General features: G+C 73.1%; 29 protein-coding genes. 15 read left to right on the top strand and 14 right to left on the bottom strand.

What is annotated here, in order from left to right; all coding sequences use genetic code 11:
• Positions 1 to 152 precede the first annotated feature (152 nt).
• A complete protein-coding gene (locus Q9R28_RS03875) occupies positions 153 to 869 on the bottom strand; it encodes a YceI family protein (RefSeq protein ID WP_311205504.1) in 717 nt (238 codons plus the stop codon).
• Positions 870 to 930: 61 nt separating this feature from the next.
• Between Q9R28_RS03875 and Q9R28_RS03870 the strand changes: the two genes are divergently transcribed.
• Together Q9R28_RS03870 and Q9R28_RS03865 are read left to right on the top strand one after the other, a co-directional pair.
• Positions 931 to 2,211 carry a hypothetical protein gene (locus Q9R28_RS03870; protein WP_311205503.1) on the top strand — a complete coding sequence of 427 codons (1,281 nt, stop codon included), beginning with the start codon at positions 931 to 933 and terminating at the stop codon, positions 2,209 to 2,211.
• Positions 2,208 to 2,516, top strand: a complete 309-nt coding sequence (locus Q9R28_RS03865) for a thiamine-binding protein (RefSeq protein ID WP_111226233.1) — start codon at positions 2,208 to 2,210, stop codon at positions 2,514 to 2,516. Before Q9R28_RS03870 ends, Q9R28_RS03865 begins: the two co-directional genes overlap by 4 nt.
• A gap of 45 nt (positions 2,517 to 2,561) precedes the next feature.
• Here Q9R28_RS03865 and Q9R28_RS03860 read toward each other — a convergent pair whose 3' ends face one another.
• Together Q9R28_RS03860 and Q9R28_RS03855 are read right to left on the bottom strand one after the other, a co-directional pair.
• Complete coding sequence (locus tag Q9R28_RS03860) at positions 2,562 to 3,002, bottom strand: hypothetical protein (RefSeq protein WP_271826030.1); 441 nt, start codon at positions 3,000 to 3,002, stop codon at positions 2,562 to 2,564.
• Between the two features lie 2 nt (positions 3,003 to 3,004).
• Positions 3,005 to 3,184 (bottom strand): hypothetical protein, encoded by a 180-nt coding sequence (locus Q9R28_RS03855; RefSeq protein WP_066654730.1) that lies wholly within the window; start codon positions 3,182 to 3,184, stop codon positions 3,005 to 3,007.
• A gap of 98 nt (positions 3,185 to 3,282) precedes the next feature.
• On the opposite strand from Q9R28_RS03855, the gene Q9R28_RS03850 reads away from it, so the two are divergent.
• Together Q9R28_RS03850 and Q9R28_RS03845 are read left to right on the top strand one after the other, a co-directional pair.
• Entirely contained in the window at positions 3,283 to 3,498 is a 216-nt protein-coding gene (locus Q9R28_RS03850) for a hypothetical protein (protein WP_066654728.1), read from the top strand.
• Between the two features lie 358 nt (positions 3,499 to 3,856).
• Positions 3,857 to 5,122 (top strand): MFS transporter, encoded by a 1,266-nt coding sequence (locus tag Q9R28_RS03845; protein WP_066654725.1) that lies wholly within the window; start codon positions 3,857 to 3,859, stop codon positions 5,120 to 5,122.
• An 80-nt stretch (positions 5,123 to 5,202) separates the two neighbouring features.
• Here Q9R28_RS03845 and Q9R28_RS03840 read toward each other — a convergent pair whose 3' ends face one another.
• The 5 genes from Q9R28_RS03840 to Q9R28_RS03820 all read right to left on the bottom strand — a co-directional run bounded on the left by Q9R28_RS03840 (position 5,203) and on the right by Q9R28_RS03820 (position 11,258).
• Positions 5,203 to 5,874 carry a response regulator transcription factor gene (locus tag Q9R28_RS03840; protein ID WP_066654724.1) on the bottom strand — a complete coding sequence of 224 codons (672 nt, stop codon included), beginning with the start codon at positions 5,872 to 5,874 and terminating at the stop codon, positions 5,203 to 5,205.
• Positions 5,875 to 5,970: 96 nt separating this feature from the next.
• The gene (locus Q9R28_RS03835) at positions 5,971 to 7,293 is read right to left on the bottom strand and encodes a hypothetical protein (RefSeq protein ID WP_066654722.1); all 1,323 of its coding nucleotides are present in this window, start codon (positions 7,291 to 7,293) and stop codon (positions 5,971 to 5,973) included.
• Positions 7,290 to 8,447, bottom strand: a complete 1,158-nt coding sequence (locus Q9R28_RS03830; RefSeq protein WP_066654721.1) for a sensor histidine kinase — start codon at positions 8,445 to 8,447, stop codon at positions 7,290 to 7,292. The genes Q9R28_RS03835 and Q9R28_RS03830 overlap by 4 nt, the downstream gene beginning before the upstream one ends.
• Before the next feature lie 186 nt (positions 8,448 to 8,633).
• Positions 8,634 to 9,833 carry a homoserine O-acetyltransferase gene (locus Q9R28_RS03825; protein WP_271826028.1) on the bottom strand — a complete coding sequence of 400 codons (1,200 nt, stop codon included), beginning with the start codon at positions 9,831 to 9,833 and terminating at the stop codon, positions 8,634 to 8,636.
• A gap of 93 nt (positions 9,834 to 9,926) precedes the next feature.
• Positions 9,927 to 11,258 (bottom strand): bifunctional o-acetylhomoserine/o-acetylserine sulfhydrylase, encoded by a 1,332-nt coding sequence (locus tag Q9R28_RS03820; RefSeq protein WP_066654715.1) that lies wholly within the window; start codon positions 11,256 to 11,258, stop codon positions 9,927 to 9,929.
• Between the two features lie 372 nt (positions 11,259 to 11,630).
• Between Q9R28_RS03820 and Q9R28_RS03815 the strand changes: the two genes are divergently transcribed.
• Positions 11,631 to 11,711 (top strand): DivIVA domain-containing protein, encoded by an 81-nt coding sequence (locus tag Q9R28_RS03815; protein ID WP_251155150.1) that lies wholly within the window; start codon positions 11,631 to 11,633, stop codon positions 11,709 to 11,711.
• Positions 11,712 to 11,715: 4 nt separating this feature from the next.
• Here Q9R28_RS03815 and Q9R28_RS03810 read toward each other — a convergent pair whose 3' ends face one another.
• Positions 11,716 to 12,813, bottom strand: a complete 1,098-nt coding sequence (locus Q9R28_RS03810; protein WP_271826027.1) for an acyltransferase family protein — start codon at positions 12,811 to 12,813, stop codon at positions 11,716 to 11,718.
• A gap of 71 nt (positions 12,814 to 12,884) precedes the next feature.
• Here Q9R28_RS03810 and Q9R28_RS03805 point away from each other — a divergent pair, with 71 nt between their 5' ends.
• The 5 genes from Q9R28_RS03805 (at position 12,885) to Q9R28_RS03785 (ending at position 16,457) form a co-directional block, all read left to right on the top strand.
• Complete coding sequence (locus tag Q9R28_RS03805; protein ID WP_251155085.1) at positions 12,885 to 13,694, top strand: SDR family oxidoreductase; 810 nt, start codon at positions 12,885 to 12,887, stop codon at positions 13,692 to 13,694.
• Between the two features lie 165 nt (positions 13,695 to 13,859).
• A complete protein-coding gene (locus Q9R28_RS03800) occupies positions 13,860 to 14,393 on the top strand; it encodes a phosphoribosyltransferase (protein ID WP_235426338.1) in 534 nt (177 codons plus the stop codon).
• Positions 14,390 to 15,109, top strand: coding sequence for a Type 1 glutamine amidotransferase-like domain-containing protein (locus Q9R28_RS03795; protein ID WP_311205502.1), 720 nt, complete (start codon positions 14,390 to 14,392; stop codon positions 15,107 to 15,109). Before Q9R28_RS03800 ends, Q9R28_RS03795 begins: the two co-directional genes overlap by 4 nt.
• Positions 15,110 to 15,114: 5 nt before the next feature.
• Positions 15,115 to 15,795, top strand: a complete 681-nt coding sequence (locus Q9R28_RS03790; protein ID WP_081984910.1) for a uracil-DNA glycosylase — start codon at positions 15,115 to 15,117, stop codon at positions 15,793 to 15,795.
• A gap of 53 nt (positions 15,796 to 15,848) precedes the next feature.
• Complete coding sequence (locus tag Q9R28_RS03785; protein ID WP_066654705.1) at positions 15,849 to 16,457, top strand: GNAT family N-acetyltransferase; 609 nt, start codon at positions 15,849 to 15,851, stop codon at positions 16,455 to 16,457.
• Between the two features lie 394 nt (positions 16,458 to 16,851).
• Here the strand turns inward: Q9R28_RS03785 and Q9R28_RS03780 are convergent, their stop codons facing one another.
• Positions 16,852 to 17,592, bottom strand: a complete 741-nt coding sequence (locus Q9R28_RS03780) for a FadR/GntR family transcriptional regulator (RefSeq protein WP_209682313.1) — start codon at positions 17,590 to 17,592, stop codon at positions 16,852 to 16,854.
• Positions 17,593 to 17,853: 261 nt separating this feature from the next.
• Between Q9R28_RS03780 and Q9R28_RS03775 the strand changes: the two genes are divergently transcribed.
• Both Q9R28_RS03775 and Q9R28_RS03770 read left to right on the top strand, forming a co-directional pair.
• On the top strand, positions 17,854 to 19,419 hold the full coding sequence (locus tag Q9R28_RS03775; protein ID WP_311205501.1) for an SLC13 family permease: 1,566 nt from the start codon (positions 17,854 to 17,856) through the stop codon (positions 19,417 to 19,419).
• The gene (locus Q9R28_RS03770) at positions 19,419 to 19,967 is read left to right on the top strand and encodes a gluconokinase (RefSeq protein ID WP_311205500.1); all 549 of its coding nucleotides are present in this window, start codon (positions 19,419 to 19,421) and stop codon (positions 19,965 to 19,967) included. Before Q9R28_RS03775 ends, Q9R28_RS03770 begins: the two co-directional genes overlap by 1 nt.
• Positions 19,968 to 19,973: 6 nt before the next feature.
• On the opposite strand, the gene Q9R28_RS03765 is transcribed toward Q9R28_RS03770, so the two are convergent.
• The 4 genes from Q9R28_RS03765 to Q9R28_RS03750 form a co-directional block, all read right to left on the bottom strand.
• Positions 19,974 to 20,897, bottom strand: a complete 924-nt coding sequence (locus Q9R28_RS03765) for a L,D-transpeptidase (RefSeq protein ID WP_251155080.1) — start codon at positions 20,895 to 20,897, stop codon at positions 19,974 to 19,976.
• Between the two features lie 94 nt (positions 20,898 to 20,991).
• Positions 20,992 to 22,656, bottom strand: a complete 1,665-nt coding sequence (locus Q9R28_RS03760) for an ABC-F family ATP-binding cassette domain-containing protein (RefSeq protein ID WP_311205499.1) — start codon at positions 22,654 to 22,656, stop codon at positions 20,992 to 20,994.
• Positions 22,657 to 22,686: 30 nt separating this feature from the next.
• A complete protein-coding gene (locus tag Q9R28_RS03755; protein WP_311205498.1) occupies positions 22,687 to 23,298 on the bottom strand; it encodes a TetR/AcrR family transcriptional regulator in 612 nt (203 codons plus the stop codon).
• Between the two features lie 9 nt (positions 23,299 to 23,307).
• A complete protein-coding gene (locus Q9R28_RS03750; protein ID WP_251155077.1) occupies positions 23,308 to 24,060 on the bottom strand; it encodes an acetoacetate decarboxylase in 753 nt (250 codons plus the stop codon).
• A gap of 76 nt (positions 24,061 to 24,136) precedes the next feature.
• Here Q9R28_RS03750 and Q9R28_RS03745 point away from each other — a divergent pair, with 76 nt between their 5' ends.
• From Q9R28_RS03745 to Q9R28_RS03735, 3 genes are all read left to right on the top strand, one after another.
• On the top strand, positions 24,137 to 25,000 hold the full coding sequence (locus Q9R28_RS03745) for a 3-hydroxyacyl-CoA dehydrogenase family protein (protein WP_311205497.1): 864 nt from the start codon (positions 24,137 to 24,139) through the stop codon (positions 24,998 to 25,000).
• A gap of 99 nt (positions 25,001 to 25,099) precedes the next feature.
• Positions 25,100 to 25,696: an NAD(P)H-dependent oxidoreductase gene (locus Q9R28_RS03740; RefSeq protein ID WP_311205496.1), complete on the top strand. Its 597-nt coding sequence runs from the start codon at positions 25,100 to 25,102 to the stop codon at positions 25,694 to 25,696.
• Entirely contained in the window at positions 25,693 to 26,394 is a 702-nt protein-coding gene (locus Q9R28_RS03735; protein WP_311205495.1) for an HAD family hydrolase, read from the top strand. The genes Q9R28_RS03740 and Q9R28_RS03735 overlap by 4 nt, the downstream gene beginning before the upstream one ends.
• Positions 26,395 to 26,399: the final 5 nt, after the last annotated feature.

Here is a 26,399-nt window from a genome sequence, read left to right as displayed (position 1 = left end):
ACACGCGTCGATCGACGCGTGCGGTGTCGGCGACGTGACCCACTGCCGGACGGGAGGCGCGGGGCGGGCTGGCGGCGTGCCTCCCGGCCGGTGGCGGGGCGCGTCGGGACGTGGGGTTGCGTGACCGGGCGGGGTCGCGTTCGACCGACGCGTCAGGACGCGGGCGTGGCGTGCACGAGGAACTCGACGGCGCCCGCGTCGTCGACCTCCACGAAGCCGAGGTCGCGGGCCTGCACGCCGAAGTCCGAGAAGGTGATCGGGACCGTGCCGGACACCGCGACACCGTCGCCGTCGAGCCCGATCTGCAGGTCGGCGCGGACCGGCTTCGTCACGCCGTGCAGCGTGAGTTCCCCGTCGGCCCGGACCTCGGTCGTGCCCGAGCCGCTCGGGACGGCGTCGGTGATCGGTCCGGTGAGCGTGAAGGTCGCCTGCGGGAAGGCCGAGACGTCGAGGGCGGAGTCGCGGAAGTACGAGTCGCGCTGCGCGGAGTCCGTGGCGATGTCGGCGACCTGCACCGTGACGGTCGCCTCGGTGATCGTCGTGCCGTCGACCCGCGCCGAACCGGTGACGCTGTCCGTGCGCCCGGTCACGGTGACGTCGGAGCCGTTGAGGACCTCGTGCACGCGGTACCCGGCCTCGGAGTCGCCGCCCACGGTCCAGTCGCCGGACAGGTCGGCCGTGTCGAGCGTCGACGGGGCGCGGCTCGCGGCGACCGAGGGCGCCGCCGACGCCTTCGCGTTCTCGCTCGACGTGTACACGTTCGTGCCGACGGCGACGCCGACGACGGCGAGCACCGCGACGAGCAGGACGATCCCCGCCCAGACGAGGGGCTTGCGGCTGGTCGGGCGCTGGCGCGGGTCGGTGCTCACCCGGGAACGGTGACACGTCCTCCTCAGGGGAGCCTGTGGAGCGGTTCGCTACGCTCGCACGGTGCAGCAGCGGTTCCGGTGGGTCGAGGGCGTCTCGCTCGCCGTGGTCGTCGTCCTGGTGCACGCTGTGCTCTGGTGGCTCGCCACGACCGCGCCGAACCTGCCGCTGGGTGACGTCACCATCACCTACCGACGGTGGATCGAGGTCGGACGGATCGACCACTCGTGGGTCGGGGTCGACTCCGACTGGGTGTACCCGGTCTTCGCGCTCGTGCCGATGGCCGCTGCGGCCCTCGGCGGCACCGCGGCGATCGCGACCGGCTGGCTCGCGCTCATGGTGCTGCTCGACGCCGTCGCCTGTGCCTTCCTCTGGCGGTTCCGTGCGTTCGGCGTGCGGGTCGTCTGGTGGTGGCTCGTGTTCCTGCTCGCGCTCGGACCCATCGCACTCGGCCGGATCGACACCGTGGCCACCGCGATCGCCCTCGTCGGCGTCGCCTTCGTCGTGACCCGTCCGGTGGTCGCGTCGGCGCTCTTCACCGCAGCGGCCTGGACGAAGGTGTGGCCGGCTGCGTTGGTGGGCGTGCTGGTGCTGCTGCGTCGGGGACACCGGAGCGCCGTCGTGACCGGGGCACTCGTCGTGACCGGGCTGATCGTGCTCGTCGACGTGCTCTACGGCGGAGCGCCGTACCTGCTGTCCTTCGTGACCGAGCAGAGCGACCGGGCGATGCAGATCGAGGCGCCGCTCGCGACACCCTTCATGTGGGCGGCAGCGCTCGGGGTCCCCGGAGCGGCCGTCTACTACGACCGCGAGATCCTGACGTTCGAGGTGTCCGGAGGGGGCACCCACGCAGCGGCCGCGCTGTCGACGCCGCTGATGGCCGTGCTCGTCATCGGCGGCGTGGTCCTCGCGCTGCTCGCGGTCCGGCGGGGCGCCCGTCGCACCGAGGTGGCACCGGTCCTCGCGCTGCTGTTCGTCGCGGTGCTGATCGCGGTGAACAAGGTCGGGTCGCCGCAGTACGTCGGGTGGTACGCCGTGCCCGTCGTCTGGGGGCTCGTCGCCGGGTACCCGAGCGCGCGGCGCTTCCTGCCGGTCGCGATCGGGGTGCTGCCCCTGGCGCTGCTGACGCAGGTGATCTACCCGGGGTTCTACGACGAGCTCCTCGCGGTGCACACCTGGATGGTGTTCGTGCTCACCGTGCGGAACGTCCTCGAGGTCGCCGTGCTGGTGTGGGCGGTCGTCGTGCTGGTACGGCTCGCGCGGCGCTCGCCGGAGCCTTCGTCGGTGCGGGTGTCCGAGCCGCCGGTGCGCGGGGGAGTCGACCGGGGCAGGATGGACGCATGATCGTCGCGTTCTCCGTTGCTCCGTCCGGTGGTCCCTCGGCATCGTCGGACGGGTCCGTGCACGACGCGGTCGCCGCAGCGGTGCGCGTCGTCCGCGAGTCCGGTCTGCCGAACCGCACCTCGTCGATGTTCACCGAGGTCGAGGGGGAGTGGGACGAGGTCATGGACGTCGTCAAGCGCGCCACCGAGGCCGTCGGTGCGTACGGCACCCGGGTGTCCCTCGTGCTCAAGGCCGACATCCGCCCCGGGCACACGGGGGAGATCGACGGGAAGCTCGAGCGCCTCGAGGCGGCGCTCGGCGACTGAGCCGGTCCCGGGCCGCCCGCACCACCGTGGACGGGCCCCGCGCGGTCACCGCGCAGGTGTGCGGACGAACACGAAGTCGGGACGGGGGACGTCGAGCGATCCGGTGAAGAAGGCGAGTCCGGCATCGGTCGGGTACCCCTGGCGGACGAAGCGGTCCGCGAACCGGAACCGGATCCCCGGTGCGCTGCCGTCCGCGAGTGTCCACTGCCCGGAGAAGTCCGACGAGGAACGGCCCTCGGAGCAACCGGGAGGGCTCGTGTCGGCGTTCCTGGTCCGGCACGCCAGGGCGTCCGGGATCCCGCGAGCGGTGTAGGTGCCGTCCGCCGACACGACGAACCGGGCGGGCTCGGAGCCGTCCTGCCCGGCGAGCTGCCACGTCCCGGTGTAGTCGGGAGGTCCGGATGCCATCGACCCGGCGCAGCTCGTCAGCACCAGGCACAGCGCGGTGACCAGGGCTGCCAGGCCCGTCCGGAGTCCTGTCGCCACGGTCAGAAGTACATGCGGCCGGTGTTGCTGTCGCGCTCGGCCTGGCGGAGCGCCTCGGCGATCTCGGGGTCACTGCCGTCGTACTGCCGCGAGCGTGCGCCGAGGTCCGTCAGGTGGTGCATCCACAGCCACAGGCCCACCGCGACGAGCAGGACGACTCCGGTCACGATCCACCACCCCATGGCCCGATGCTACGCCAGCTGGGAGGTGCAGGACACGCCGATCGCCTCCCCGCGGTGTCGGTGGTCGGGTGTCTCATGGTCTCCATCGAGCCGCACCGGTGGCTCGGGACGACCCGGACGACGACGAGGAGCGCGTGATGATGCACGACGGCTGGTGCCCCGACTGCGACCTGCAGACGGTCGTCATCGACGGTGACGAGCAGACCGGCGACGCCTGGGCGAGCTGCACCGAGTGCGGGTCCGGGTGGGTGCACCGCGACGAGCTGCCCGAGCTGGCGTCGGCCGGGGCGCGCGAGGAGCGCCGCGCGGCCTGAGGTCCGTCGAGCACCGACGGCGCATGTCTCGCCGGCTCGTCCGGCGGGAGCCGGTCTTGCTCCACACTCGCGCGTCCGGCTGATGTCGAATCGATTCGGCCCGTCGTCTTCCGTCGGCTGTTTGGAGCGGTCTACACTGCTGGGACCGGGCCGCTGCACGTGTGCTCGGACCGTTCGACGCCGAACACGGACCGACCCCGTCGCCGTCTGATCGCCGTACCGCCGTCGTGCGCGTGCCGGCGGGAACGGGACCGTGTGCATGCCGTGCGGCGTGGCGATCCGGTCGATGTCCCGGCGAGCGAGCCGGGATCCGGCTCCGTCCTCCCGCCCCCGTTCCCCCCAGATCCAGACAGGCCGCATGACGCTCACCACGCCGACGCAGCGCGCGTTCGCCCTCATCGCCCTCGCCCTCGGTGGCTTCGCCATCGGGTCGACCGAGTTCGTCGCGATGGGCCTGCTGCCGAACATCGCCGAAGCCCTGCTCCCCGCGCAGTACGCGGCCGACCCCGCCGCCGGGGTCGCGCACGCCGGCTGGCTCGTCAGCGCCTACGCGCTGGGGGTCGTGGTGGGTGCGCCGACGATCGCGGCGATCTCCGCCACGTTCCCGCGCAAGGGCCTGATCCTCGTGCTCCTCGTCGGTTTCGTGGTCGCCACGGTCGCGAGTGCGGTCCTGCCGAACTTCGGGCTCGTGCTCGTCGCACGCTTCGTCGCCGGTCTGCCGCACGGTGCGTACTTCGGCATCGCGTCGATCGTCGCGGGCGAGATCATGGGGCCGGGCAAGCGCGGCAAGGGCATCGCGATGGTGATGCTCGGCCTGTCGATCGCGAACGTCGTCGGCGTGCCCGCCATCACCTGGATCGGGCAGAACGCCGGCTGGCGCATCGCGTACGGCGTCGTCTCGCTGCTCTTCGCCCTGACGTTCCTCGCCGTCGCGGCCTTCGTCCCGCGGAGCGCCGCCGACGAGCACGCGACCGTCGGACGGGAGCTCCGGGCCTTCCGGTCGCCGCAGCTCTGGATCGTGATGGGGCTCGGTGCGGTGGGCTTCGGCGGGTTCTTCGCCGTCTACTCGTACATCTCGCCGCTCGTGCAGAACGTCACCGGGCTGCCCGAGTCCGCGGTGCCGCTCGTGCTCGTCGTGGTCGGCCTCGGCATGGTCGTCGGCGGGGTCCTCGGTGGGCACCTGGCGGACCACAGCGTCAAGCGGACGATCTACATCGGGATGCTCGCGCTCATCGGCGCCCTGCTCGTGACCGTCTTCACCGCCCAGTGGGTCTGGGGGGTGTTCCTCGGCGCGTTCCTGCTCGGAGCGACCTCGTCGGCGATCCCGCCGGCGGTGCAGTCTCGCCTGATGGACGTCGCCGGCGACGCGCGGACCATCGCGGCAGCGCTGAACCACTCGGCGTTCAACATCGGCAACTCGCTCGGCGCGGCGCTCGGTGGAGCGGTCATCGCAGCCGGGTTCGGGTTCCTGGCCCCCGCGTGGCTCGGTATCGTCCTCGCGCTGCTCGGTCTGCTCGTGACGATGGTCAGCTACGGCGTCGAACGGCGGACGGACCGCCGCTCCGCCCTGCGGTCGTCGTCGCCGTCGACCGGGCCGATCACCGCGCCGGTGCCGACGGTCTGACCGGAGCCGACGCACCCCCATGACGGACGGGAGGCCCGTGGCGATGTCGCCACGGGCCTCCCGTCCGTCGTGTGGAGCGGCTACAGCCCGACCGGGCTGCCGTCCTGCACGATGATGCCGTCGGTGATCGCGCGCTTCCGCAGCGCGACCTTCGTGCCGACGTCGAAGCCCGCGACGCGGTACTTCTCGCGGATGCGCTTGAGGTAGCTCTTCGCGGTCTCCTCGGAGATGCCGAGCTGGTAGGCGACGCTCTTGACGGGCTCGCCACCGCCGTACAGCGCCATCACGCGGCGCTCCTGCGCGCTGAGCTTCGGCACGCCGCCGACGTCGCCGCTGTTGATCGCCAGGTCGAGCTCGGCGGAGACGTACTGCTCGCCGCGCTGCGCGGCACGGATCGCCTCGACGATCATGTCGGCGTCCTCGCTCTTCACGAGGTAGCCGAGAGCGCCGGAGCCGAGGGCCTCGCGGACGACGTTCGGCTCCGAGTACGTGCTCATCACGACGGTCTTCACGCCGGCGGTCTTGAGCGTCGAGATCTTCAGCGAGACCGGGATCGAGTCCTTGAGGTCGAGGTCGAGCAGCACCACGTCGACCGGGAACGCCGGGCTCGTCAGGAGCTCCGGCCAGGTCGTGACGGCGGCGACGAGCGTGATGTCGTCGGCGGCGCTGCGGATCCACTCCGTGAGCGCGCCGAGCAGCATCCGGTGGTCGTCGACCAGTGCGAGTCGGATCGGTTGCTCTGGAGTCGCCATCAGGCGTCCTTTCTCGAAGGCGGTGCACGCCGATCCTAGGTGTCGGGACCGTCCGGGCTGGGGATGTCGGCCGGGTGTCCGGCAGTTCGCGCCCGTCTACATCGACGGGTGTCGATCGACGACGCAGTGCGAGACGACGCGGAGCACGCCGTCGCGGAACGACTCGGTGTACGGGCCGATGCGCTGCAGGGCGCTCCACGCGGTCGGGCCGAGGCGTCGGCGCGGGGTCCCGCGCGACTCGAACACGATCGGGACGTCCATGCGCTCGTCGGACACCGGGTGCCCGTCGGAGCCGATCGGACCGAGCGTGACCGAGACGACGGGGGCACCCGGCTGTGCGGGGCGACCGTCACCGACCATCTGCCACAGGGCCTGCAGCAGGCCGTCCCGCTGGGCGGGGCCGAGGTGCCCGGCGAGGGACTGCGGATCGGCCACGCTGACGGCGCGCCCGAGGTGGTCGGACTCCGTGATCGCGTGGTACAGCCACGTCTCGCGGCGTCCCTCGATGAGGTGCAGGCGCAGCTCCGTCGCCAGCGACGCGGCGACGGAGGCCGAGGCGTCCGAGAGCGGCAGCGGGTCCGAGCCGTTCGCGACGGCGTCGAGGAGCTTCTCGGCGGCCAGGTCGAGCCGGGCGAGCTCGTCCGACGCGAGCATCCCGACGGCGAACTGCGGCGCCTGGACGTTGCTCTGCACGAGCACCCGGTCCAGCTCGCGCTGCACGAGCTGGCGGAAGCGGTGCACCACGAACAGTGCGATCGACGGCGGGACCACCACGAGCGCCAGCAGCGAGACGATGCCCGGCAGGGTCGCCGGGGTGATCGGCGTCGACACGGCCGCCATCACGGCGAACCCGAGACCGAGCACCGCGATGGCGGCGGCGACCTCGCGCGCGGGCCGGAGCGTCGCCACCGGGAGCAGGGCGAAGCCGGCGGCGACCGAGGCGCTGGCGGTGTGCGCGATGTCGTGCTCGGGGAGGATCCCGACGAAGTCGAGTGTCACGACGCACGCCAGGACGGCGCAGATCAGCGCGAACGCGGTGCCGGTGAGCCGCTCGCCGTAGGTCATCAGGCTGAGGCCGACGCCGATCGCCGCGACCAGGTACAGCGCCCAGGCGCCGGCGGGCAGCCACGGGTTCGCGTAGTCCGGCAGCCGGACCAGGAAGAAGACGATGCCGGCGACGGCCTCGATCGCGGTGAGGACCGCGGCGCCGAGGCCGAGGTAGCCGGCTCCGAGCGACGCACCGGGCTTGGCGGCCTGCCGGAGCGAACGGGCACCCGTCGAGGTCGAGGGGAGCCCGCGGGCCTGCCGTCGCTCGCTGCCCCGGTAGCGCTCGCGCGCTTCGCGACGGGTGCGCGGTGCCGGCTGCACGGTCTCGCCCGGGAGCCCGCGGTTGATGGTGTCCTCGGGGACGCGGGTCATCGGGGAGCCTCCAGGACGACGGTGGTGCCCGATCCCGGGGCGGAGAAGAGCTTGGCGTCGCCACCGACCTCGCGGAGGCGGTTGACGACGCTCTCCTTGTAGCCGAGGCGCTCCGCGCTCACCGCGTCGAGGTCGAAGCCGACACCGGCGTCGGTCACCATCGCGCGGACGGTCTCCTGGTCGTGGACGATCGTGACGTGCGCCTCGCCGACGCCGGCGTGGCGCCGGACGTTCTCGAGGCACTCGCCGAGGGCCAGCAGGAACGCGTCGAGCACGTTCGACGGCAGCAGGACCTGACCGGTGCCGTGCCAGCTGACCTCGAGGCCCATCCGGCCGAAGCGCTGCTTGACGGACTCGAGGGTCTGGCCGAGCGGCGACTCCTCGACGCGGGTGAGCGAGTAGTCGCCGGACTGCTGGGGCTGCGGGGTCGCGCCGAGTCGCAGGTGCCGGAGGAGCCTGGCGTCCTCGGCGGCCTGCTCGCGCATCGCCTGCTCGGACACGCCGACCCCGGAGTGGGCCAGGAGCGTGAGGGTGGCGAGCACGGTGTCGTGCAGCAGTCGGGCGCCCTGGCGTCGCTGCGCCTCGGTCTCGCTCGCCTGCCGTTCCGCGCGGTGCGCCGTGCCGATGCTCTGGATGCGCCGGGCGACGCGGGGGATGCTGCGCGCGATCCACACCGAGACCACGGCGACGAGCACCCAGCCGAGCACCACACCGGCGGTCGGGCCGGAGAGCGGACCGCCCGATGCCCAGACGACGGCGCCCACGGCCGCGACTCCGGCGACGATCGTCATCGCGAGCCCGACCGGCGCGCCGCGCTGCGCCATCAGCGGGGCGGACAACGACCCGGCCGCCAGCGGCACGACGGCGCTGGCGACGACGGACCGCACGTCGGGGTCGGCACCGAGCAGCAGGAGCGCGAGGGCCCCGAGGCCCGAGGCGAGTGCGAGGGCGGTCCACCACACCGACCCGTTGGTGCCGAAGACGAGCAGCGCCGCGATGAGCACCGCGATGCAGGCGAGTGCGCCGAGCAGGGGGACCAGGGGGACCGCGAGCGAGCTGACGATGCCGACGACGGAGACCAGGGCGCAGGTGATGCCGACGACACGGGTCGTCGACCGCAGCAAGCGGTCGCGTTCCTGTGCGATGAAGTCCATCGGTGTCCTGGTGGTGACGTCGGTTCGGTCGGGTCCGGTGGTTCGCCGGACCCCGCGGGCGGGGTACCCGTCGCCATCATTCCACGCGGCCCACCCGTTGTGGGGTGTTCGGCACGCGGACGTGGACAGATCGGTCCGCGGGTGCGCCGGGCGCGCCGCGCCCGTGCCGCGGCCGTACCGGGCCGTTCAGTCGAGCAGCCGTCGCAGGTGCGCCCCGACCGCCTCGTGCTCGATGAGGAAGCCGTCGTGTCCGAACTCGCTGTCGAGCACCGCGGCCCGGTCCCCGTCCAGCGTGTCGGGGATCCCCGCCGCGATCCGGTGCTGGTCCTCGAGCGGGAACAGACGGTCGCTCGACACCCCGACGACCAGCGTCCTGGCGGTCACCGCCGCGAGCGCCGCCGTCACCCCGCCGCGCCCGGCCCCGACGTCGTGCGAGTCCATCGCGTGCGTGAGCGCGACGTACGACGAGGCGTCGAACCGCCGGGTGAACCGGTTGCCGTGGAAGTCGAGGTAGCTCTCGACCGAGAACCGACCGTCGTCGCCGAGCGGGGAGACGTCGCTCTGCCACGACCGCGCGAACCGCCCGTTGAGCTCGTCCGGCGCGCGGTAGGTCATCAGTGCCATCCGCCGCGCGAGCGACAGCCCGCGGTGCGGTCCTTCGCCGACCGCCGCCTCGAAGTAGTCTCCACCGGCGTACGCGGGGTCGGTCTGGATCGCGGCACGCTGCAGCGAGTTCGCGGCGATCTGGTCCGCCGTGGTCTGGGCGGTCGACGCCAGGACCGCGAGCCGGGCGACCCGGGAGGGGTGCGCCACCGCGAACTCGAGCGCGTGCATGCCGCCCATCGAGCCGCCGACGACGGCGGCGAAGACGTCGATGCCGAGCGCGTCGGCGAGCTGCACCTGGACCGCGACCTGGTCGCGCACGGTCACGAACGGGAAGCGCGACCCCCACTCGACGCCGTCCGGCGCCACCGAGGACGGGCCGGTCGTGCCCTGGCACCCGCCCAGCATGTTCGGGGCGACGACGAACCACCGGTCGGTGTCGATCGCCAGGCCCGGTCCGACGACGTCGCCCCACCAGCCCGCCGTGCGGTGCCCGGGTCCGGCCGGACCGGTGACGTGCGAGTCGCCGGTCATGGCGTGCAGGAGCAGCACCGCGTTGCTGCGCGCGGCGTCCAGCTCGCCCCACGTCTCGTAGGCCACCCGCACCGACGGGATCCGTCCGCCGCGCACCCACTGCTCGCCGAGCGCGGCGAACCGCCGGGAGCCGGGGTGGTCGCCCGGGCGCCAGGCGCCGGTCACGGGCGGCTTGCCGAGCGTCCCGAGCTCGGTCCCGGGCACGAGGGTGGACGGGACCGAGTCCTCGGGGATCGTCTGCCAGTCCATCGTGTCCAGTCTGCCGGGAGGCACGCCGCACCTCCGCCGTGTTACGTCACGATCGGCGCGTGCTCCGCGACCGGGACGGGACGGGCCGGGGCGCTACGCCCGCTGGCCCTCCTGCGAGACGGCCCGCGCCGCCGCGAGCCCCGCCTCGAGGTCCGCACGGAGGTCCTCGACGTTCTCGATGCCGACCGAGAGCCGCACCAGGCCCGGGGTGACCCCGGTGGTGAGCTGCTGCTCGGGCGTGAGCTGCGAGTGCGTCGTCGACGCCGGGTGGATGACGAGGGAGCGCACGTCGCCGATGTTCGCCAGGTGCGAGAACAGCCGCAGCTCGTCGACGAACGCCTTGCCGGCCGGCACCCCGCCCTTGAGCTCGAACGACAGCACGGCACCGACACCGCGCGGCGCGTACCGGTTCGCCGCCGCGTACCAGGGCGACGTCGGCAGCCCGGCGTACGACACGGAGGCCACCTCCGGGTGCCGGTCGAGCCACTCCGCGATCTCCTGGGCGTTCGCCACGTGCCGCTCCATGCGCAGCGACAGCGTCTCGATGCCCTGGAGCAGCGCGAACGCCGTGTCCGCCGAGTTCGACGCGCCGAGGTCGCGGAGCAGCTGCACCCGGGCCTTCACGACGTAGGCGAGCTCGTTGCCGACCGCCTGCGCGAACACCGCGCCGTGGTACGAGGGGTCGGGGGAGTTGAACTCCGGGAAGCGGTCGGCGTGCTCCGACCAGGCGAACCGTCCGCCGTCGACGATCACGCCGCCGATGACGGTGCCGTGGCCGCCGAGGAACTTGGTCGCCGAGTGCACCACGATGTCGGCACCGTGCTCGAACGGCCGGATGAGGAACGGCGTCGCGATCGTGTTGTCGACGATGAGCGGCAGGCCGGACTCGTGCGCGACGCTGCTGACGCCCGCGATGTCGAGCACGTTGATCCGCGGGTTGCCGATCGTCTCGGCGAAGAAGAGCTTCGTGTTGGGGCGGACGGCGCGACGCCACTCCTCGAGGTCGTCCTGGTCCTCGACGAACGTCGTCTCGATGCCGAGCTTCGCGAGCGTGTACTTGAACAGGTTGTACGTGCCGCCGTAGATCGACGACGACGAGACGATGTGGTCACCGGCCCCCGCGATGTTCAGCACGGCGTACGTCTCGGCCGCCTGACCGCTCGACACCAGCAGCGCGCCCGTACCGCCCTCGAGCGCGGCGATGCGCTGCTCGACGACGTCGTTCGTCGGGTTCATGATCCGCGAGTAGATGTTGCCCGGTTGCGCCAGCGCGAACAGGTCGCGGGCGTGGTCCGAGTTCTCGAACACGTACGACGTCGTCCTGTAGATCGGCGTGGCCCGCGCCCCGGTGGTCGGGTCCGGCTGCGCGCCGGCGTGGACCTGCGTCGTCTCGAACCGCCAGGCGGCTGCGTCGTTCGTGCTCATCGGGGCTCCTGTCGGGTTCGGTCCGTCATGGCGTCGCCGCGGACGGCCGGGAGGCCCGGGGCGTCGTCGCGACGTCCGTCACGCTACGCAGGTGGCGGGGCGGGCACCAGCGGGGCCGCCTCGCGACGTAACGCGCGTGCGTGACGCGCGTCCGTGGAGTCGACGCGACCAGCCGAGGGACGGCAGCGGCGCGGTGCGGTGCGCCGTGCCTCCCGGCCGGACGCGTCGGCCCGCGCCTGGCAGGATCGGACGGGACGAGAGGGGGCGTCGTGCGCGCTCAGGACGTGGCGGACAGGAAGTTCCAGCCGACGGTGTTCCGGAACGGGTACTCGCAGGACGACGTGGACGACCTGGCGCTTTCGTCGGACCCGGATGAAGTCCGGGTACGACTGCGACGAGGTCGACGACTTCCTCGTCGAGGTCGTGGTCGCGCTCCGGGCACTCGCCCGCTGAGCGGTCAGCGCTCGACGGGCTCCCGGCGGAACAGCCAGTCGACGTTCGGCTCGAGCAGCCAGCGCATGCCGCGCCGCACGAACGGTTGCGCGAGGAACAGGCTCACCGCGCACGCCACGGCGACCATGAGCAGCACGTACGGCCACGCCGAGTGCTCCCCGGCCAGGACGCCGGACTCGCGGATCGGGTAGAGCACGAACGTGTGCAGCAGGTAGACGTACATGGTCGCTGCGCCGAACCGGGTGAGCCAGACCGTCCTGCGGGGCACGAGCAGCAGGAACGACGCCGTCAGCACGGTGGCGAGCAGCACCAGGCCGAGGCGGACACCGCCGGCCCACCAGGCGTCCTCGCCGAGCCCGGAGTACGAGTCGTCGTAGAAGAACCAGTGGTGCAGGTCGAAGCCCTTGAACTGCGGGATGAACAGCACGCACGCGGCCGCCCACACCGCGAAGACGACGACCGCGGCCGCGCGGAGACGGACCACGACCCGGCGGGGGGCCTCGTACCAGCGGTCGAACACCCCCCACTGCTTGACCTGCCACCCGAGCAGGAAGAACGGCAGCAGGCTGATCGCGCGTCCCAGGGAGAACGTCGAGTCGACGTTGTCGAGGTACCCGACGCCGACACTGAGCACCACGGCCCAGACGAGCGGCCACCGCAGGATCGCCAGGTAGGGCAGGATCAGCCGGAAGATCCCCAGCGCGAGCAGGAACCACAGCGTCCAGGTCGGCTTCGTCGGGTTGAACTCCTTGCCGCCCTCGACGATCGCCTGCACCACCGTCCAGATCGTCTGCATGACGATGTACGGCACCACGATGTCCGTGAAGGTCCGCCGCATCCGCTCTGCGGTCGGGGTCGCCGCCGACGAGAAGTACCCACTGATGACGCCGAACGCGGGCATGTGGAACGCGTAGATGAAGGTGTAGAGCGCGAGGGCGTGCTCGCTGCCGGCCGTCTGCCGCTGGATCGCGTGACCGATCACGACGAGCGTGACGGCGACGAACCGAGCCGTGTCCCACATCGGGATGCGTCGCGGCGACCGGCCCGGCTCGAGCGGCGTCGCTGGAGCCGAGGGCGCGGGGGGAGCGGCGTCCGTCGTCATGGCCGGTCACGTTACCGGATCGTGACCTCGACGGGTCGGTACGGTGGTGCCGACACCCACTGGAGGAAGCCATGGCAGCACGTCCCGACACCGGTCGACCCGACACCACCGAGCGGCTCGCCGTCGTCACGGGGGCGAGCTCCGGCATCGGTGCCGCCACCGTCCGGCTGTTCCGCGAGCGCGGCTGGCAGGTGCTCGCCGTCGCCCGTCGCCAGGACCGGCTCGAGGCGCTCGCCGCGGAGACCGGGGCGTCGTTCCTGGTCACGGACGTCACCGACGCCGACGCCGTCGCGGCGCTCGCCGCCCGGGTGGACGAGGCCGGCGGCGCGGACGTGCTCGTGAACAACGCCGGCGGAGCACTCGGTTCGGCGAGCGTCGAGGAGTCCGACGTGGAGGACTGGCGCGCCATGTTCGAGGTGAACGTCATCGGCACGAAGCGGGTCACCGCCGCCCTGCTGCCGCAGCTCCGGCGCCGTGCGGCCACGGCCGGGGTCGCGGACATCGTGACCGTGACGAGCACCGCGGGACACGTGGCCTACGAGAACGGCGGCGGGTACAACGCCGCCAAGTTCGCCGAGCACGCCCTGGTCGGCGCCCTGCGGCTCGAGCTGAACGGCGAGCCGCTGCGCGTGGTCGAGATCGCGCCCGGGCTCGTCAAGACCGACGAGTTCGCCCTGACGCGCTTCCGGGGCGACCGCGAGAAGGCCGAGGCGGTGTACACCGACGTGCCGGGGCCGCTCGTCGCCGAGGACGTCGCCGAGGCCGTCGTGCACGCGGTCGAGCTGCCGGCGCACGTCAACCTCGACCTGGTGACGGTGCGACCGGTCGCGCAGTCGGCACAGCACAAGCTCGCCCGCGGGCCGCTGACGCCCCGGAGCTGACACCGGGCGCGCGGGCCGGTTCGATCACGCGCGCTGGCGGGCCGTGTGCCGGTCCCGGCGCGCGCGGTGTCCGGGCGCGGGGCGCGGGCCCGTGCGACGCACCCGGCGCGCGCGGTGTCCGGGCGCGGGTCGCGGCGGGTGGCTCCCTGCCGGTACCGTGGGCGGATGCCGATCAGCAGCGAACCCGGGCAAGCCGCGCAGGCTCCCTCGACCGTGACCGTGACGAGCGGGCCCGAGGTGCTCGGTTGGCTGGAGTTCGGTGACGCGGCGCGGCTGCTCGCCAAGGACGTCCTGTCGTCCGGCTTCGAGCCCGAGGTCGTCGTGGCGGTCGCGCGCGGCGGGCTCATCATCGCCGGCGCCGTGGCGTACGCGCTCGGCACCAAGGAGTGCGGCTCGATCAACGTCGAGTTCTACACCGACGTCGAGCAGCGTCTCGACGAGCCGGTCATCCTCTCGCCCGCCCTCGACGCGCCGAGCCTGGCGGGCAAGCGCGTCCTCGTGGTCGACGACGTCTCCGACTCCGGCCGCACCCTGCGCCTGGTGGTCGACATCATCCGGAACGCCGGCGCCGACGTGCGGAGCGCCTGCCTGTACTCGAAGCCCGGCACCGTGCTCGAGCCCGACCACGTGTGGCGTCGTGTCGACGGGTGGATCACCTTCCCGTGGAGCGCCCTCGCCCCGGTGACGGCCGAGTCGTGAGCATCCACCTCGTCGGCGGGGGTCCCCTCGTCGCGGCCGACGTCGCCGCCCCGTTCCTGGCCGAGGCCGCCGCGCGTTCCGCCGCGGTCGGCCGGAGCGTGCCCCGGATCGCCCTGCTCTCCGTGACCGGCCCGTCCGGTGCCGCCCCGTCGTCGACCGCCGACATCGCCGAGGTCCTCGGTGGCGCCCGACAGGCCGAGGTCCTGGTGACCGAGGTCGCCGCGGGCGAGGTCTTCGCCACGACGGTGCTGAGCGACGTGGACGCGCTCGTGATCGGCGGCGGGGTCACCCCGGCGTACCTCGACGCGATCCAGCCCCTCGTCGACCAGATCCGGCTCCTCGTCTCCGACGGGCTGCCGTACCTCGGCTACTCCGCCGGCGCGATGGTCGCCGCAGACCGGGCGCTCGTGGGCGGGTGGCGCATCGGCGGCGTCGAGGTCTGCCCGCAGGAGTCGTCCGAGGGCCTCGACGAGGTCGAGCTCCGCGAGGGGCTCGGGCTGGTCGACCTGACGATCGACGTGCACGCCGTGCAGGCCGGCACGCTGGCCCGGCTCGTCGCGGCGGCCGAGGCGGAGTTCGTCACGGCCGGGCTCGCGATCGACGAGGACACCGCGCTGGTCGTCGGCGAGGGTGCGCTCGAGGTCCGCGGGTCGGGCAGCGTCTGGCGCGTGGTCGCCGGCGACGAGTCCGTCTCCGTCGCGACCATGGGCGCCTGACCTCCGTGCGCCCGCACCCGCTGCGCGACCTCGTCGACCCCGGGTGGGCCGAGGCCCTCGCACCGGTCGAGGCCGACGTGCACCGGATGGGCGACTGGCTCCGCGACGAGGTCGCCGCGGGTCGGCACTACCTGCCGGCCGGTGACGTCGTGCTGCGTGCCTTCACGCAGCCGTTCGACGACGTGAAGGTGCTCGTCGTCGGCCAGGACCCCTACCCGACACCCGGACACCCGATCGGGCTGTCCTTCGCCGTCGACCCGCACGTGCGACCGGTCCCGCGCAGCCTGGCGAACATCTACCGCGAGCTGCACGACGACCTCGGGGTGACGCCCCCGCCGCACGGCGACCTGCGGGCGTGGTCGGAGCAGGGCGTGCTCCTGCTCAACCGGGTGCTGACCGTCGAGGCCGGTGCCGCCGGCAGCCACCGCGGCAAGGGCTGGGAGGCCGTCACCGACCAGGCCGTCCGTGCGCTCGTCGCGCGGGGGAAGCCCCTCGTCGCCGTCCTGTGGGGCGCCCAGGCCGCGTCGGTCCGCCCGTTGCTCGGCGACACCCCGGTCGTGGCGTCGGCGCACCCGTCCCCGCTCAGCGCCTCCCGCGGGTTCTTCGGCAGCCGGCCGTTCTCGCAGGTCGACGCGCTGCTCCGCGAGCAGGGCGCCGACCCGGTCGACTGGACGCTCCCCGCCTGACCCCCCCCGTGGTGCGATGGACCCGGGCGCATCGCAGCCCGTAGGCTCGGACCGTGCTCGAGGAGGAATACCAGCGCCGTCGTGTCCTGCCGCGACACCTGCGTGCGCCCGTGCCCGCCGAGGCGACGTTCTCGTACACGATCCGGGCCGCCGACCCGCGGGACCTGCCGGACGTGCGCGAGATCCACACGCACTACGTCCGGAACTCGTCGGTGACCTTCGACCCGTCGGCGTTCACCTTCGCCCGCTGGAAGCAGCGCTACGACGAGGTGCGCCGGCGCGGGCTGCCGTTCCTCGTCGCCGAGAACCCCTCGGGGCAGATCCTCGGCTACGCCCTGGTCGACCCCTGGAACCCCCGCGACCGGTCGAACCACGTGGTCGAGGACTCGATCTACCTCGGTGCCGCGTCGGGCGGGAAGGGTCTCGGACGGGCCCTCATGGAGGCGCTGCTCGCGGAGTGCCGTGCCGCCGGCGTCCGCGAGGTCATCGCCGTGATCGCCGACCGGCAGGCCGAGGCCTCGATCCGGCTGCACGAGCGACTCGGCTTCGAGGAGGTCGGCCGCATGGGCAAGGTCGGCTACAAGTACGACCGCTGGCTCGGCACCGTCACGATGCGGCTGCGCCTGCGCGGCCCGCGGTTGTTCGCGCGCGCCGGGCGCTGACGCGAGCGGTCCGAGGCTGCGCCGTCGAAGCGGTGTCCGACGTGCGCGAGACGCCGGCGTCGGCGCGGAGCGCCCTCGACGTGCGCGAGACGCCGCCCGGATCGCGGCGTCTCGCCATCCGTGCGGCGTCTCGAGCATCCTGCGGCCTCCTGCACGGGTGCGGGCCCTTCGGTGTCGGGCGGCGCCGGGCGGGAGGCGCGTGGCGGGGTGGCCGCGAGCCTCCCGGCTGCCCGATCCTTCCCATGACGTGTGCGATGGCTGGTCGTTCCGGGCGTCCCTGGTGCTCTGGGAACGTCAGGTACGCCCGGTTCTGCCAGGTACGCCCGGTTCCGCCAGGTAAGCCCGGTACGCCAGGTACGTCAGGTACGCCCGGTTCCGCCCGGTACGCCGGGCGTCAGGCGCTCGGCGCCTCGGCGATGAACTCGTCACGGGTCACGCGCAGCAGCGCCGTGGCCGCCTCGCCGGCAGCGGCGGCGTCCCCGGCGACGACGGCGAGCGCCACCGCCTCGTGACGGACCGCGGCGTCGCGGGTCCAGCGGGAGATGGTGTCCCGCGACTCCGACGTCCGGGTCCGCAGGAGTGCCTCGACGGTGCCGGCGAAGTGCGTGAACACGGCGTTGCCCGACCCGGTCAGGAGTGCGCGGTGGAAGCGGACGTCGGCCTCGAGGTAGGCGCGACTGTCCTCCCGACCCCAGGCGTCGAGCATGTCCCGCGCCGCGAGCAGGAGCGCCTGACCGGGCGAGCCGGTGTCGCCGGTCAGCCCGGTGTCGTCGGACGCTCCGGCGTTCCCCGCGACGAGGGCCGCTGCGACGGGTTCGACCCCGAGACGGAGCTCGAGCAGCTCCCGCTGCTGCACGAAGTACGCGGGCGAGGCGCCGCGCCACCGGATGACGGTCGGCGCCAGGAGCTCCCACGACGACACGGGGAGCACCTGCGTGCCGACCCGCTGCCGGGGCTCGACCAGGCCGAGGGACTGCAGGACGCGCAGGGCCTCGCGCACGACGGAGCGGGAGACGCCGGACTCGGATGCGACGAGCTCCGGCCGGACGACGGTGCCGGCGGGCAGCACCCCGTCGACGATGCGCTGGCCGAGGGTCTCGAGCACGTGGGCATGGAGGCCGCGGGCGGTGGTCATCGTTCCTCCGGTCGTGCTCTGCGGGACGGACGGCGCGTGACGGTCCCGTCCCTGTGACGCGGACTCCATCGAAGCGGCAGAATGCGCCGGACGGCGGGTGCCGCGCGGCAGATCGTTGTACAGTCTGATTTATCAGATTATTGGGGTGCCCGATCGGACACCCGGAGGCGGCCGCGCCGAGCGGCCGTCCGGAGCGTACGACACGCACACGCACACGAAGGCGACGGAGCCGCGAGGCAGCGGCTCCAGGAAGGGGCACAGATGCCTCACGCACCCACCGGAGGAACCGCGGCGGCCGACGCGCTGCACGGCCTCACGGTCCTGGCCGCCGAGGGCGGCGGCACGCAGACCGTCGACCCGTCCGGCCCGATCGGTCAGCTCATCGTCGCGGCGCTGCTCGGCATCGTCGTCATCATCGTGCTGATCACCTGGCTCAAGGTGCACCCGTTCGTCGCGCTGACGATCGGCGCGCTCGGGGTCGGGATCGGTGCGGGTCTGGCGCCCGACAAGACGGTCACGAGCTTCGGCACCGGCTTCGGGTCGACGATGACGAGCGTCGGCATCCTGGTCGGCCTCGGGTCGATGTTCGGTCGGATGCTCGTCGACTCCGGGGCCGCCGACCGCGTGGTCGACACCCTCGTCCGTCGCTCGTCGAAGGCCGCGCTGCCGTGGACGATGGCGCTCATCGGCGCGCTGATCGGCCTCCCGATGTTCTTCGAGGTCGGCCTGGTGCTCCTCATCCCGATCATCGTGCTGGTCGCGAAGCGCAGCGGTGTCCCGATCATGAAGATCGCGGTGCCCGCCCTGGTCGGCCTCTCCACCATGCACGCCTTCGTGCCGCCGCACCCCGGGCCGCTCGTCGCGGTCTCGACGGTCGGCGCGAACCTCGGCACGACGCTCGCGTTCGGCATCGTCCTGGCGATCCCGGTGATCGTGCTGGCCGGTCCCGTCTTCGCGCGCTTCGCGGCCCGCTGGGTCGACATCCCCGCACCGGACATGTTCGGCTCGCGCGGTTCCGGCACGTCCGGCAGCGGTGGCTCGGGGCCGTCGGACCCCGCGCACGCCGGCCGGGAGGCACGTCGCGGCCCCGCCACGAAGGACACCGCGTCCCTGCCGAACGGCAAGAGCGACTTCACCCGCGTCATCAGCGAACCGCGCAGCCCGTCGTTCGCCGTCGCGCTCGTCGGCATCCTGCTGCCGGTCGTGCTCATGCTCGCCCAGGCGGTCCGCGAGGCGGTCGCCCCCGACGCCGCGGGCGGCTGGGTGTCGCTGCTCGACTTCCTCGGTACCCCGATGATCGCCATCGGGATCGCCACCGTCTTCGCCATGGTCTTCTTCGCGATCGGCGGCGGCATGGACCGGAGCGCCGTGGCGAAGTCCCTCGAGGACGCGCTGCCCCCGGTCGCCGGCGTGCTGCTCATCGTCGGCGCGGGCGGTGGCTTCAAGCAGGTGCTCATCGACACCGGCATCGGCGGGGTGATCGCCGACGCGGTGCAGGAGTCCGGCATCTCGGTCCTGCTCGTCGCGTGGGTGGTGTCCGCCCTCGTCCGCGTCGCCACCGGTTCCGCCACCGTCGCGACCGTCACCGCCGCCGGCATCATGGCACCGATCGCAGCCGACCTGTCCACGCCGGAGACCTCGCTGCTCGTGCTGGCGATCGGCGCCGGGTCGGTGTTCCTCTCGCACGTCAACGACGCGGGTTTCTGGCTCGTCAAGGGCTACCTCGGCACCACGGTCGGGCAGACGTTCAAGACGTGGACGGTGCTCGAGTGCCTCATCTCCGTCATCGGTCTGGTCGGCGTGCTCATCGCGGGGGTGTTCTTCTGATGGCGGCGACCGACGACGCTCCGGTCGGCACCGACGGCACCGAGCCGCGCGTCCTCGTGGTGATGGGGGTCTCCGGCTCCGGCAAGTCGACGCTCGCCGCGACGGTCGCAGCGCGGCTCGGGTGGGAGTTCGCGGAGGGCGACGACATGCACCCGCCCGCCAACGTCGCGAAGATGGAGGAGGGCACCCCACTCACGGACGAGGACCGCTGGCCGTGGCTCGGGACGATCGCGGAGTGGATCCGGTCGCACCTGGCCGACGACGCCCCCGGGGTCGTCACCTGCTCGGCGCTGAAGCGCTCCTACCGCGACGTGCTCCGGGCGCCCGGCGTGGTGTTCGTGCACGTCGCCGGCGACCCCGCCCTCGTCGAGCAGAGGATGTCCGCACGGGCCGGGCACTTCATGCCGACGTCGTTGCTCGCCTCGCAGCTCGCGACGCTCGAGCCGCCGCAGCCGGACGAGGCGCACCTGACCGTGTCGGCCGAGCGCTCGCCCGACGAGGAGAGCGCCGACGTCGTGGAGCGCCTGGGGCTCGCCACCGACCGGTGACCGACGTCAGGTGAACCAGATCGCGGTCCCGACCGGCAGCTCGGCCAGCGTCTTCGTCATCGCGGCGGAGATCCGGACGCACCCGTGCGAGCTGCCGTTCGGGTCCGGGTAGTAGTGCAGGGCGGTGAGGGCCGCGTTGCCGCCGTACTGCGGGATGCGTGACGAGTGCGCCCCGGTCAGGATGATCGGGTTGCCCTGCGTGTAGGTCACGCGCGCATCGACGTAGGCGGCTTCGACGTACGTCGCGGTCGCGGTGGGTGTGGGGTCGTCCGGGGTCCCCAGGCGGGCGGGCTCCGACGCCGACACCGAGTCGTCCTGGTGCACGACGGACACCGTCGACGCGGCGACGTCCACGCGGACCATCCGGTCGACCGACGCGATCGAGAAGTCCGACGCACGCGCCCACGCGAAGGTGGCGCTCGGCGCGGTCGGGTCGCCGCCGTCGCCGGGCGTGCGGTTCCGGGCGGGGGTCGACACGAGGACCATGCCGCCGTCCTCCCCGTCCGACCGGCCCCAGACGGCGGTCGCTGCGGGCGTCTCGATCGTGGAGACCGTCGAGGCGAGTGTGGCGACCGGGCGCGCATCCGCCGAGGGGGCGGCGTAGAGCGCGACGAGGCGCTGCTTCGGGGTGGCGATCTGCCACTGGTTGTCCGGTCGGACGGTGCTGCCGTCGAGGAGTTCCGGGACGACCGCGTCGTGGAACGCCAGGGGGAGTGCCGCGAGCTCGGCGTCGGACGCGGCAGCCGGGATCGCGGGCAGCGTCGGCCTCGGTGTCGGCGTCGGGGTGGCCGTCCGGGTCGGCACCGACGTCGCCCGTGCGGCGGTCGTGGCCGCCGGTCCCGGCTGCTGCACGGCCGCGCCGATCCCCACCGCGGCCAGCGTCGCTGCCGCCACCGCGGCGATCGTGATGCCCCAGGTCCTGCGTCGCATGTGTCCCCTCCCGCACCCAGTTCACCAGATCGCGGCCGTGAGCGTGTCTCAGGAGACGCTCGACGGGTCCACCACGGGCCTCCCCGCCGTCCCGTCACACCTCGGTGACGCGACCCGCCTCGACCCGCCAGCGCCGGTCCAGTCGGACGGTGTCGAGCATCCGCCGGTCGTGCGTGACGAGCAGCAGGGTGCCGTCGTAGGACTCCAGGGCCTGCTCGAGCTGTTCGATCGCAGCCAGGTCGAGGTGGTTCGTCGGCTCGTCGAGCACGAGCACGTTCACACCGCGGGCCTGCAGCAGCGCGAGGCCGGCACGAGTCCGCTCACCGGGTGAGAGCGCAGCGGACGGGCGACCGACGTGCTCCGCCTTCAGCCCGAACTTGGCGAGCAGGGTCCGGACGTCGGCGGTGGTCATCTCGGGGACGAGCTCCTCGAACGCCGCGGCGAGGGGCTGCTCGCCCGCGAACGCCGCGCGGGCCTGGTCGACCTCGCCGATCGCGACGCTGGAGCCCAGCGACGCCGAACCGCTCGTCGGCGCCGTCCTGCCGAGCAGGGCGCGGAGCAGGGTCGACTTGCCGGCGCCGTTCGGGCCGGTGATGCCGATCCGGTCGCCACCGGCGACCTGCAGCGACACGGGCCCGAGGGTGAAGTCGCCCTGCTCGTAGACGGCGTCGGACAGCGTGGCGACGACGGCCGAGGACCGCGGGGCACTGCCGATGGTGAAGGCGAGCTGCCACTCCTTGCGGGGCTCCTCGACCTCGTCGAGCCGGGCGATGCGCGACTCCATCTGCCGGACCTTCTGCGCCTGCTTCTCGCTCGACTCGCTCGCCGCCCGGCGGCGGATCTTGTCGTTGTCGGGGTTCTTCTTCATCGCGTTCCGCACGCCCTGGCTCGACCACTCGCGCTGCGTCCGTGCGCGTGAGACCAGGTCGGCCTTCGTCGCGGCGTACTCGTCGTACGCGTCGCGCTTGTGCTGCCGGGCGATCTCGCGTTCCTCGAGGTACGCCTCGTAGCCGCCGCCGAACAGCCGGTGCGACGACTGCGCCAGGTCGAGCTCGAGCACGGCGGTCACCGATCGGGCGAGGAACTCGCGGTCGTGGCTGACCATGACGGCACCGCCGCGCAGCCCCCGGACGAACTGCTCGAGTCGGTCGAGCCCGTCCAGGTCGAGGTCGTTCGTCGGCTCGTCGAGCAGCACGACGTCGAAGCGGGAGAGCAGCAGGGCGGCCAGGCCGACCCGGGCGGCCTGTCCGCCGGACAGCGCGGTCATCAGCGAGTCCGGGCCGACGCCGGAGCCGTCCGGGGTCGCCTCCAGCCCGAGCTCGGCGAGCACGACGGGCAGCCGCTCCTCGAGGTCGGCGGCGCCGGACGCCAGCCAGCGTTCCAGCGCGGTGGAGTACCGGTCGGCCGCTGCGTCGCCGCCGTCCGGGTCGCCCAGGGCCTCGGCAGCACGGTCCATGTCCGTCGTGGCGTCGGCGCAGCCCGTGCGCCGGGCGACGTACGCCGCGACCGACTCTCCGGTGATGCGCTCGTGCTCCTGGGGGAGCCAGCCGATGAAGGCGTCCGGCGGGTTCGTCGACACCGTCCCGGCGAGGGGCTCGTCGACGCCGGCGAGGAGGCGGAGGAGCGTGGACTTGCCCGCCCCGTTCACACCGACCAGGCCGATCACGTCACCCGGGGCGACGGTGAGGTCGAGGCCCTCGAAGAGCGTGCGGGCGGCGTACCCGCCGGCGAGGTCCTTGGCGACGAGCGTGGCGGTCATCCGGCAATCGTCCCACGGCCGGGACGGCGCTCAGGCCGGGCGCGTGAGCCCGAGGATGCACCCCTCGACCGCCGCGACCCGCACCGCGTCCGTCCCGTCGAACAGCACGCTCTGGCTGACCGCCCCGACGTGGGCCGCGACCACCGCGCGCGTGTAGAGCGCCGGGTCGACGGTGGGGATCCGGCCGGCCCGCTCCAGCGCTGCGACGAGGAGTGGCTGGAGCGTCGCGTGGAACCGGTCGGTGTGCGCGCGGAGCAGGGCGTTCACCTCGGGGTCGTGCCGGGCGCGCGTGGTGAGCACCGAGCGAATTGCGTACCAGCGGTCCTCGGGCGGCAGGCCGCGCACGACACCCTGCACGACCCCGTCGACCGTCGGGTGCCCGTCGAGTGCGGCGCCGAGCTCGTGTTCGAGCACGGCGAAGACGGCTTCGGCCTGCTGCTCGTAGACCGCGAAGAACAGCTCGTCGACCGTCCGGAAGTTCGAGTAGAACGCCCCGCGCGTGAACCCGGCGCGGGCGACGACCGCCTCGACGCTGACCGAGGTCGACCCGGTCTCCTGGAAGATCGCCTCCGCGGCCGCGATGAGCGTCGCCCGGGTGCTGCTCCGCCGGCGGACGGCGCGCGGCGCGGCTGGTTCGGTCACGGCTCCAGGCTAGGCCGAGTGCCGGTCGGCCAGGTAGTCGTGCACGGTGCGCACCGGGGCGAGGGTCAGGTCCGTCAGGATGTGCGAGGCGCGGACGACCTCGAGCACCGGCAGGTCCGCCATCGGTGCGAGGGCGTGTGCGAACAGCTGGAGTCGGGCGGGTCCGGTCCAGGCCTGCTCGACGGTCACGTCGGTGATCTCGGTGCGGACGAGGTCGGCCACCAGGTGGCGCTGGGTCCGAAGGTCCGGGACCAGCTTCACCATGAAGGTCGGCACGGTGATCTCCGCCAGGGCGGCGTCGTGGGCGAGCGGCTCCCACTCGTACGCCATGGTCGCGGTGGCCACGCGCTCGGTCCCGCGGTCGAGGGTGCCGACGAGCGCGCCCTGGTCGACGCGGAGCGCCGGCGTGCCGAGGACCTTCGGGTAGGCGCTCAGCTCACGGCCGGCGAGGGTCGCGGCCGCATTGTCGAGGTACATCGCGTGCAGGTACTCGCCGCGTTCGCCCTCGTGCTCGACCTGGATCGCCTGCCCGGACTCGACGTACGGGCCGTACCCGTCGACCTCGCCCATCTTCATGACCTCGAACCGGACGAGCGGTTCGGTGACCTCGAGCGGCTCCGGGACCACGGCGCGCAGCGCGTCGGGGTCGGTGCGGTAGACGACGTTGAAGTACTCGCGGCCGGTGAACCGGGTCGGCCGGAGTGGGTAGACCGGCGCGGCGAGCGGGGTGGTCAGGTGCTGGAGGACGTCGTCGGCGCGCATGCGCATCTCCTTCGGAACTTGGATACGATCTGTATCGAATACGAACTGTACCGAACTCGACCGAGAGCAGGAACCCGTGCCCTACCAGCCGCCCCGCGACACCGCCGACCGCCCCGTGACCGTGATCGGCGGTGGCACCCTCGGACGCCGGATCGCCCTGATGTTCGCCAGCGGCGGTGCCGAGGTCCGGATCCACGACCTGTCCGAGGAGGTCCGTGCCGCCGCCGTCGCGTACGTCGAGGAGACCCTGCCCGGGATCGTGGCCGCGCGCGACGGCGCGACCGCGGAGACGGTCCGTGGCGAGGCGGACCTCGAGGCCGCGGTGGTCGACGCCTGGCTCGTCGTCGAGGCCGTGCCCGAGCGCCTGGACCTGAAGACCCCGCTGTTCGGACGGCTCGACGCACTGGTCGCCGCGGACACGATCCTCGCGACGAACTCGTCCTCGTACGCCAGCCGCCTGGTGATCGACGAGGTCGCGCACCCCGAGCGCGTCCTCAACGTGCACTTCTACATGCCGCCGCAGCAGAACGCCGTCGACCTGATGAGCGACGGCCAGACCGACCCCGCCGTGATCGACCTGCTGCTCGAGGCGCTGCCCCGCTACGGCGTCCACCCGTTCCTGGCCCGCCGCGAGTCGACCGGCTTCATCTTCAACCGCATCTGGGCGGCCATCAAGCGCGAGGCGCTCGCGGTCGTCGCCGACGGCGTCTCCACGCCCGAGGACGTCGACGCCATGTGGCAGGTGAACAGCGGCGCACCGGCCGGGCCCTTCCGGATGATGGACCAGGTCGGCCTCGACGTGGTCCTCGACATCGAGGAGCACTACGCGGCCGAGGACCCGCACCTGCCGGAGGGTCCGCGTCGCCTGCTGCGCGAGCACGTCGACGCCGGCCGTCTCGGCGTGAAGACCGGACAGGGCTTCTACCGCTACGACGACTGACGTCGTCCCCACCCGCCGGACGGGAGGCGCGGTGCCGGCCCGCACCGCGCCTCCCGTCCGGTGGGGCGTCCGTGCACCCGCTGCTGGCAGGATCGAGCCGTGTCGACCCTCATCGTGACCGCCCACCCGGACCCCGACTCGCTGACGCTCGCCGTCGCCCACCGCCTCGAGGCGGCGCTCGACGCCGCCGGCGCAGGACCCGTCACGGTCGCCGACCTCGCCGCCGAGGGCTTCGACCCCCGGTTCACCGCCGCCGACCGGCACACCTACCGGACGGGGACCGACCCGGCGCCCGACGTCGCGGCCGAACAGGCGCGCCTCGACGGGATCGACCACCTCGTGCTCGTGTTCCCGGTGTGGTGGTGGTCGGTGCCCGCGCTGCTCAAGGGCTGGCTCGACCGGGTGTTCGTGAACGGGTGGGCCTTCGGCGTCGGCGAGGACGGGCGCATCGACCGTCGGCTCGGCCGACTGACGGTGCACCTGCTGCCGATCGCCGGGGACGACGCCGGGGTCTACGAGCGGAACGGGTACGAGCAGGCACTGCGGACGCAGCTCGAGCACGGCGTCGTGGACTTCTGCGGCGCGGCCCGCGGGGCGACGGCGTTCGTCCACGAGTCCGAGCACGAGGACACCACCGTGCGCGAGCGGGCCGTCGCGGCCGCGGTCGGACGGGTCGTCGACGCGGTGCGGGGATGACCCTCGACGTCCGTGCCGTGGTGTTCGACCTCGACGGCACCCTGTTCGACCACGCGGGAGCAGCGGCGCGAGCCGTCGACGACCTCCTCGGCGCGCTCGGTGTCGCCGCGACCGACCGCCTGCGGGCCGCGTGGGCAGAGGCGGAGGAACGGCACTTCGAGCGGTGGCGACGCGGGGAGGTCGACTTCGCCGAGCAGCGTCGATCCCGGCTCGTCGAGGTCCTGCCCCTCGCCGGGCTCCGGCCACCGCACGACCCGCACGAGCTCGACCTCCTGTTCGGCCGCTACCTCGCCGCGTACCGGGGCGCCTGGCGTCCGTTCCCCGGGAGTGCTCCGCTCCTGCGCGCGGTCCGCGACGCCGACCGGCCCGTCGGTGTCCTGACGAACGGGACCGAGGAGCAGCAGCGCGACAAGCTCGCCGCCACGGGGCTGTCGGACCTCGTCGACGTCGTGTGCACGTCGGAGCGGATCGGGGTGGCCAAGCCGGACCGACGCGCGTTCGAGCAGGTCGCCGACGAGCTCGGCGTGCCGGCCGCCGCGTGCCTGTTCGTCGGCGACGACCCGCAGCGTGACGTCGCCGGGGCACGTGCCGCGGGGATGCGCGCGGTCCTGGTCGACCCGGCCCGCGACGGCGGTGCCGCGGTCCGGTCCTCCGTGCTGTCGGCCCTGCGCGGGGCGTCGGGCACCGGACGGCGGTGACCGCC

This window comes from Curtobacterium sp. BRD11, assembly GCF_031844345.1.
Lineage (GTDB): Bacteria > Actinomycetota > Actinomycetes > Actinomycetales > Microbacteriaceae > Curtobacterium.
The sequence above is the reverse complement of the archived record's forward strand: the minus strand, read 5'-3'. Positions and strand labels throughout refer to the sequence as shown.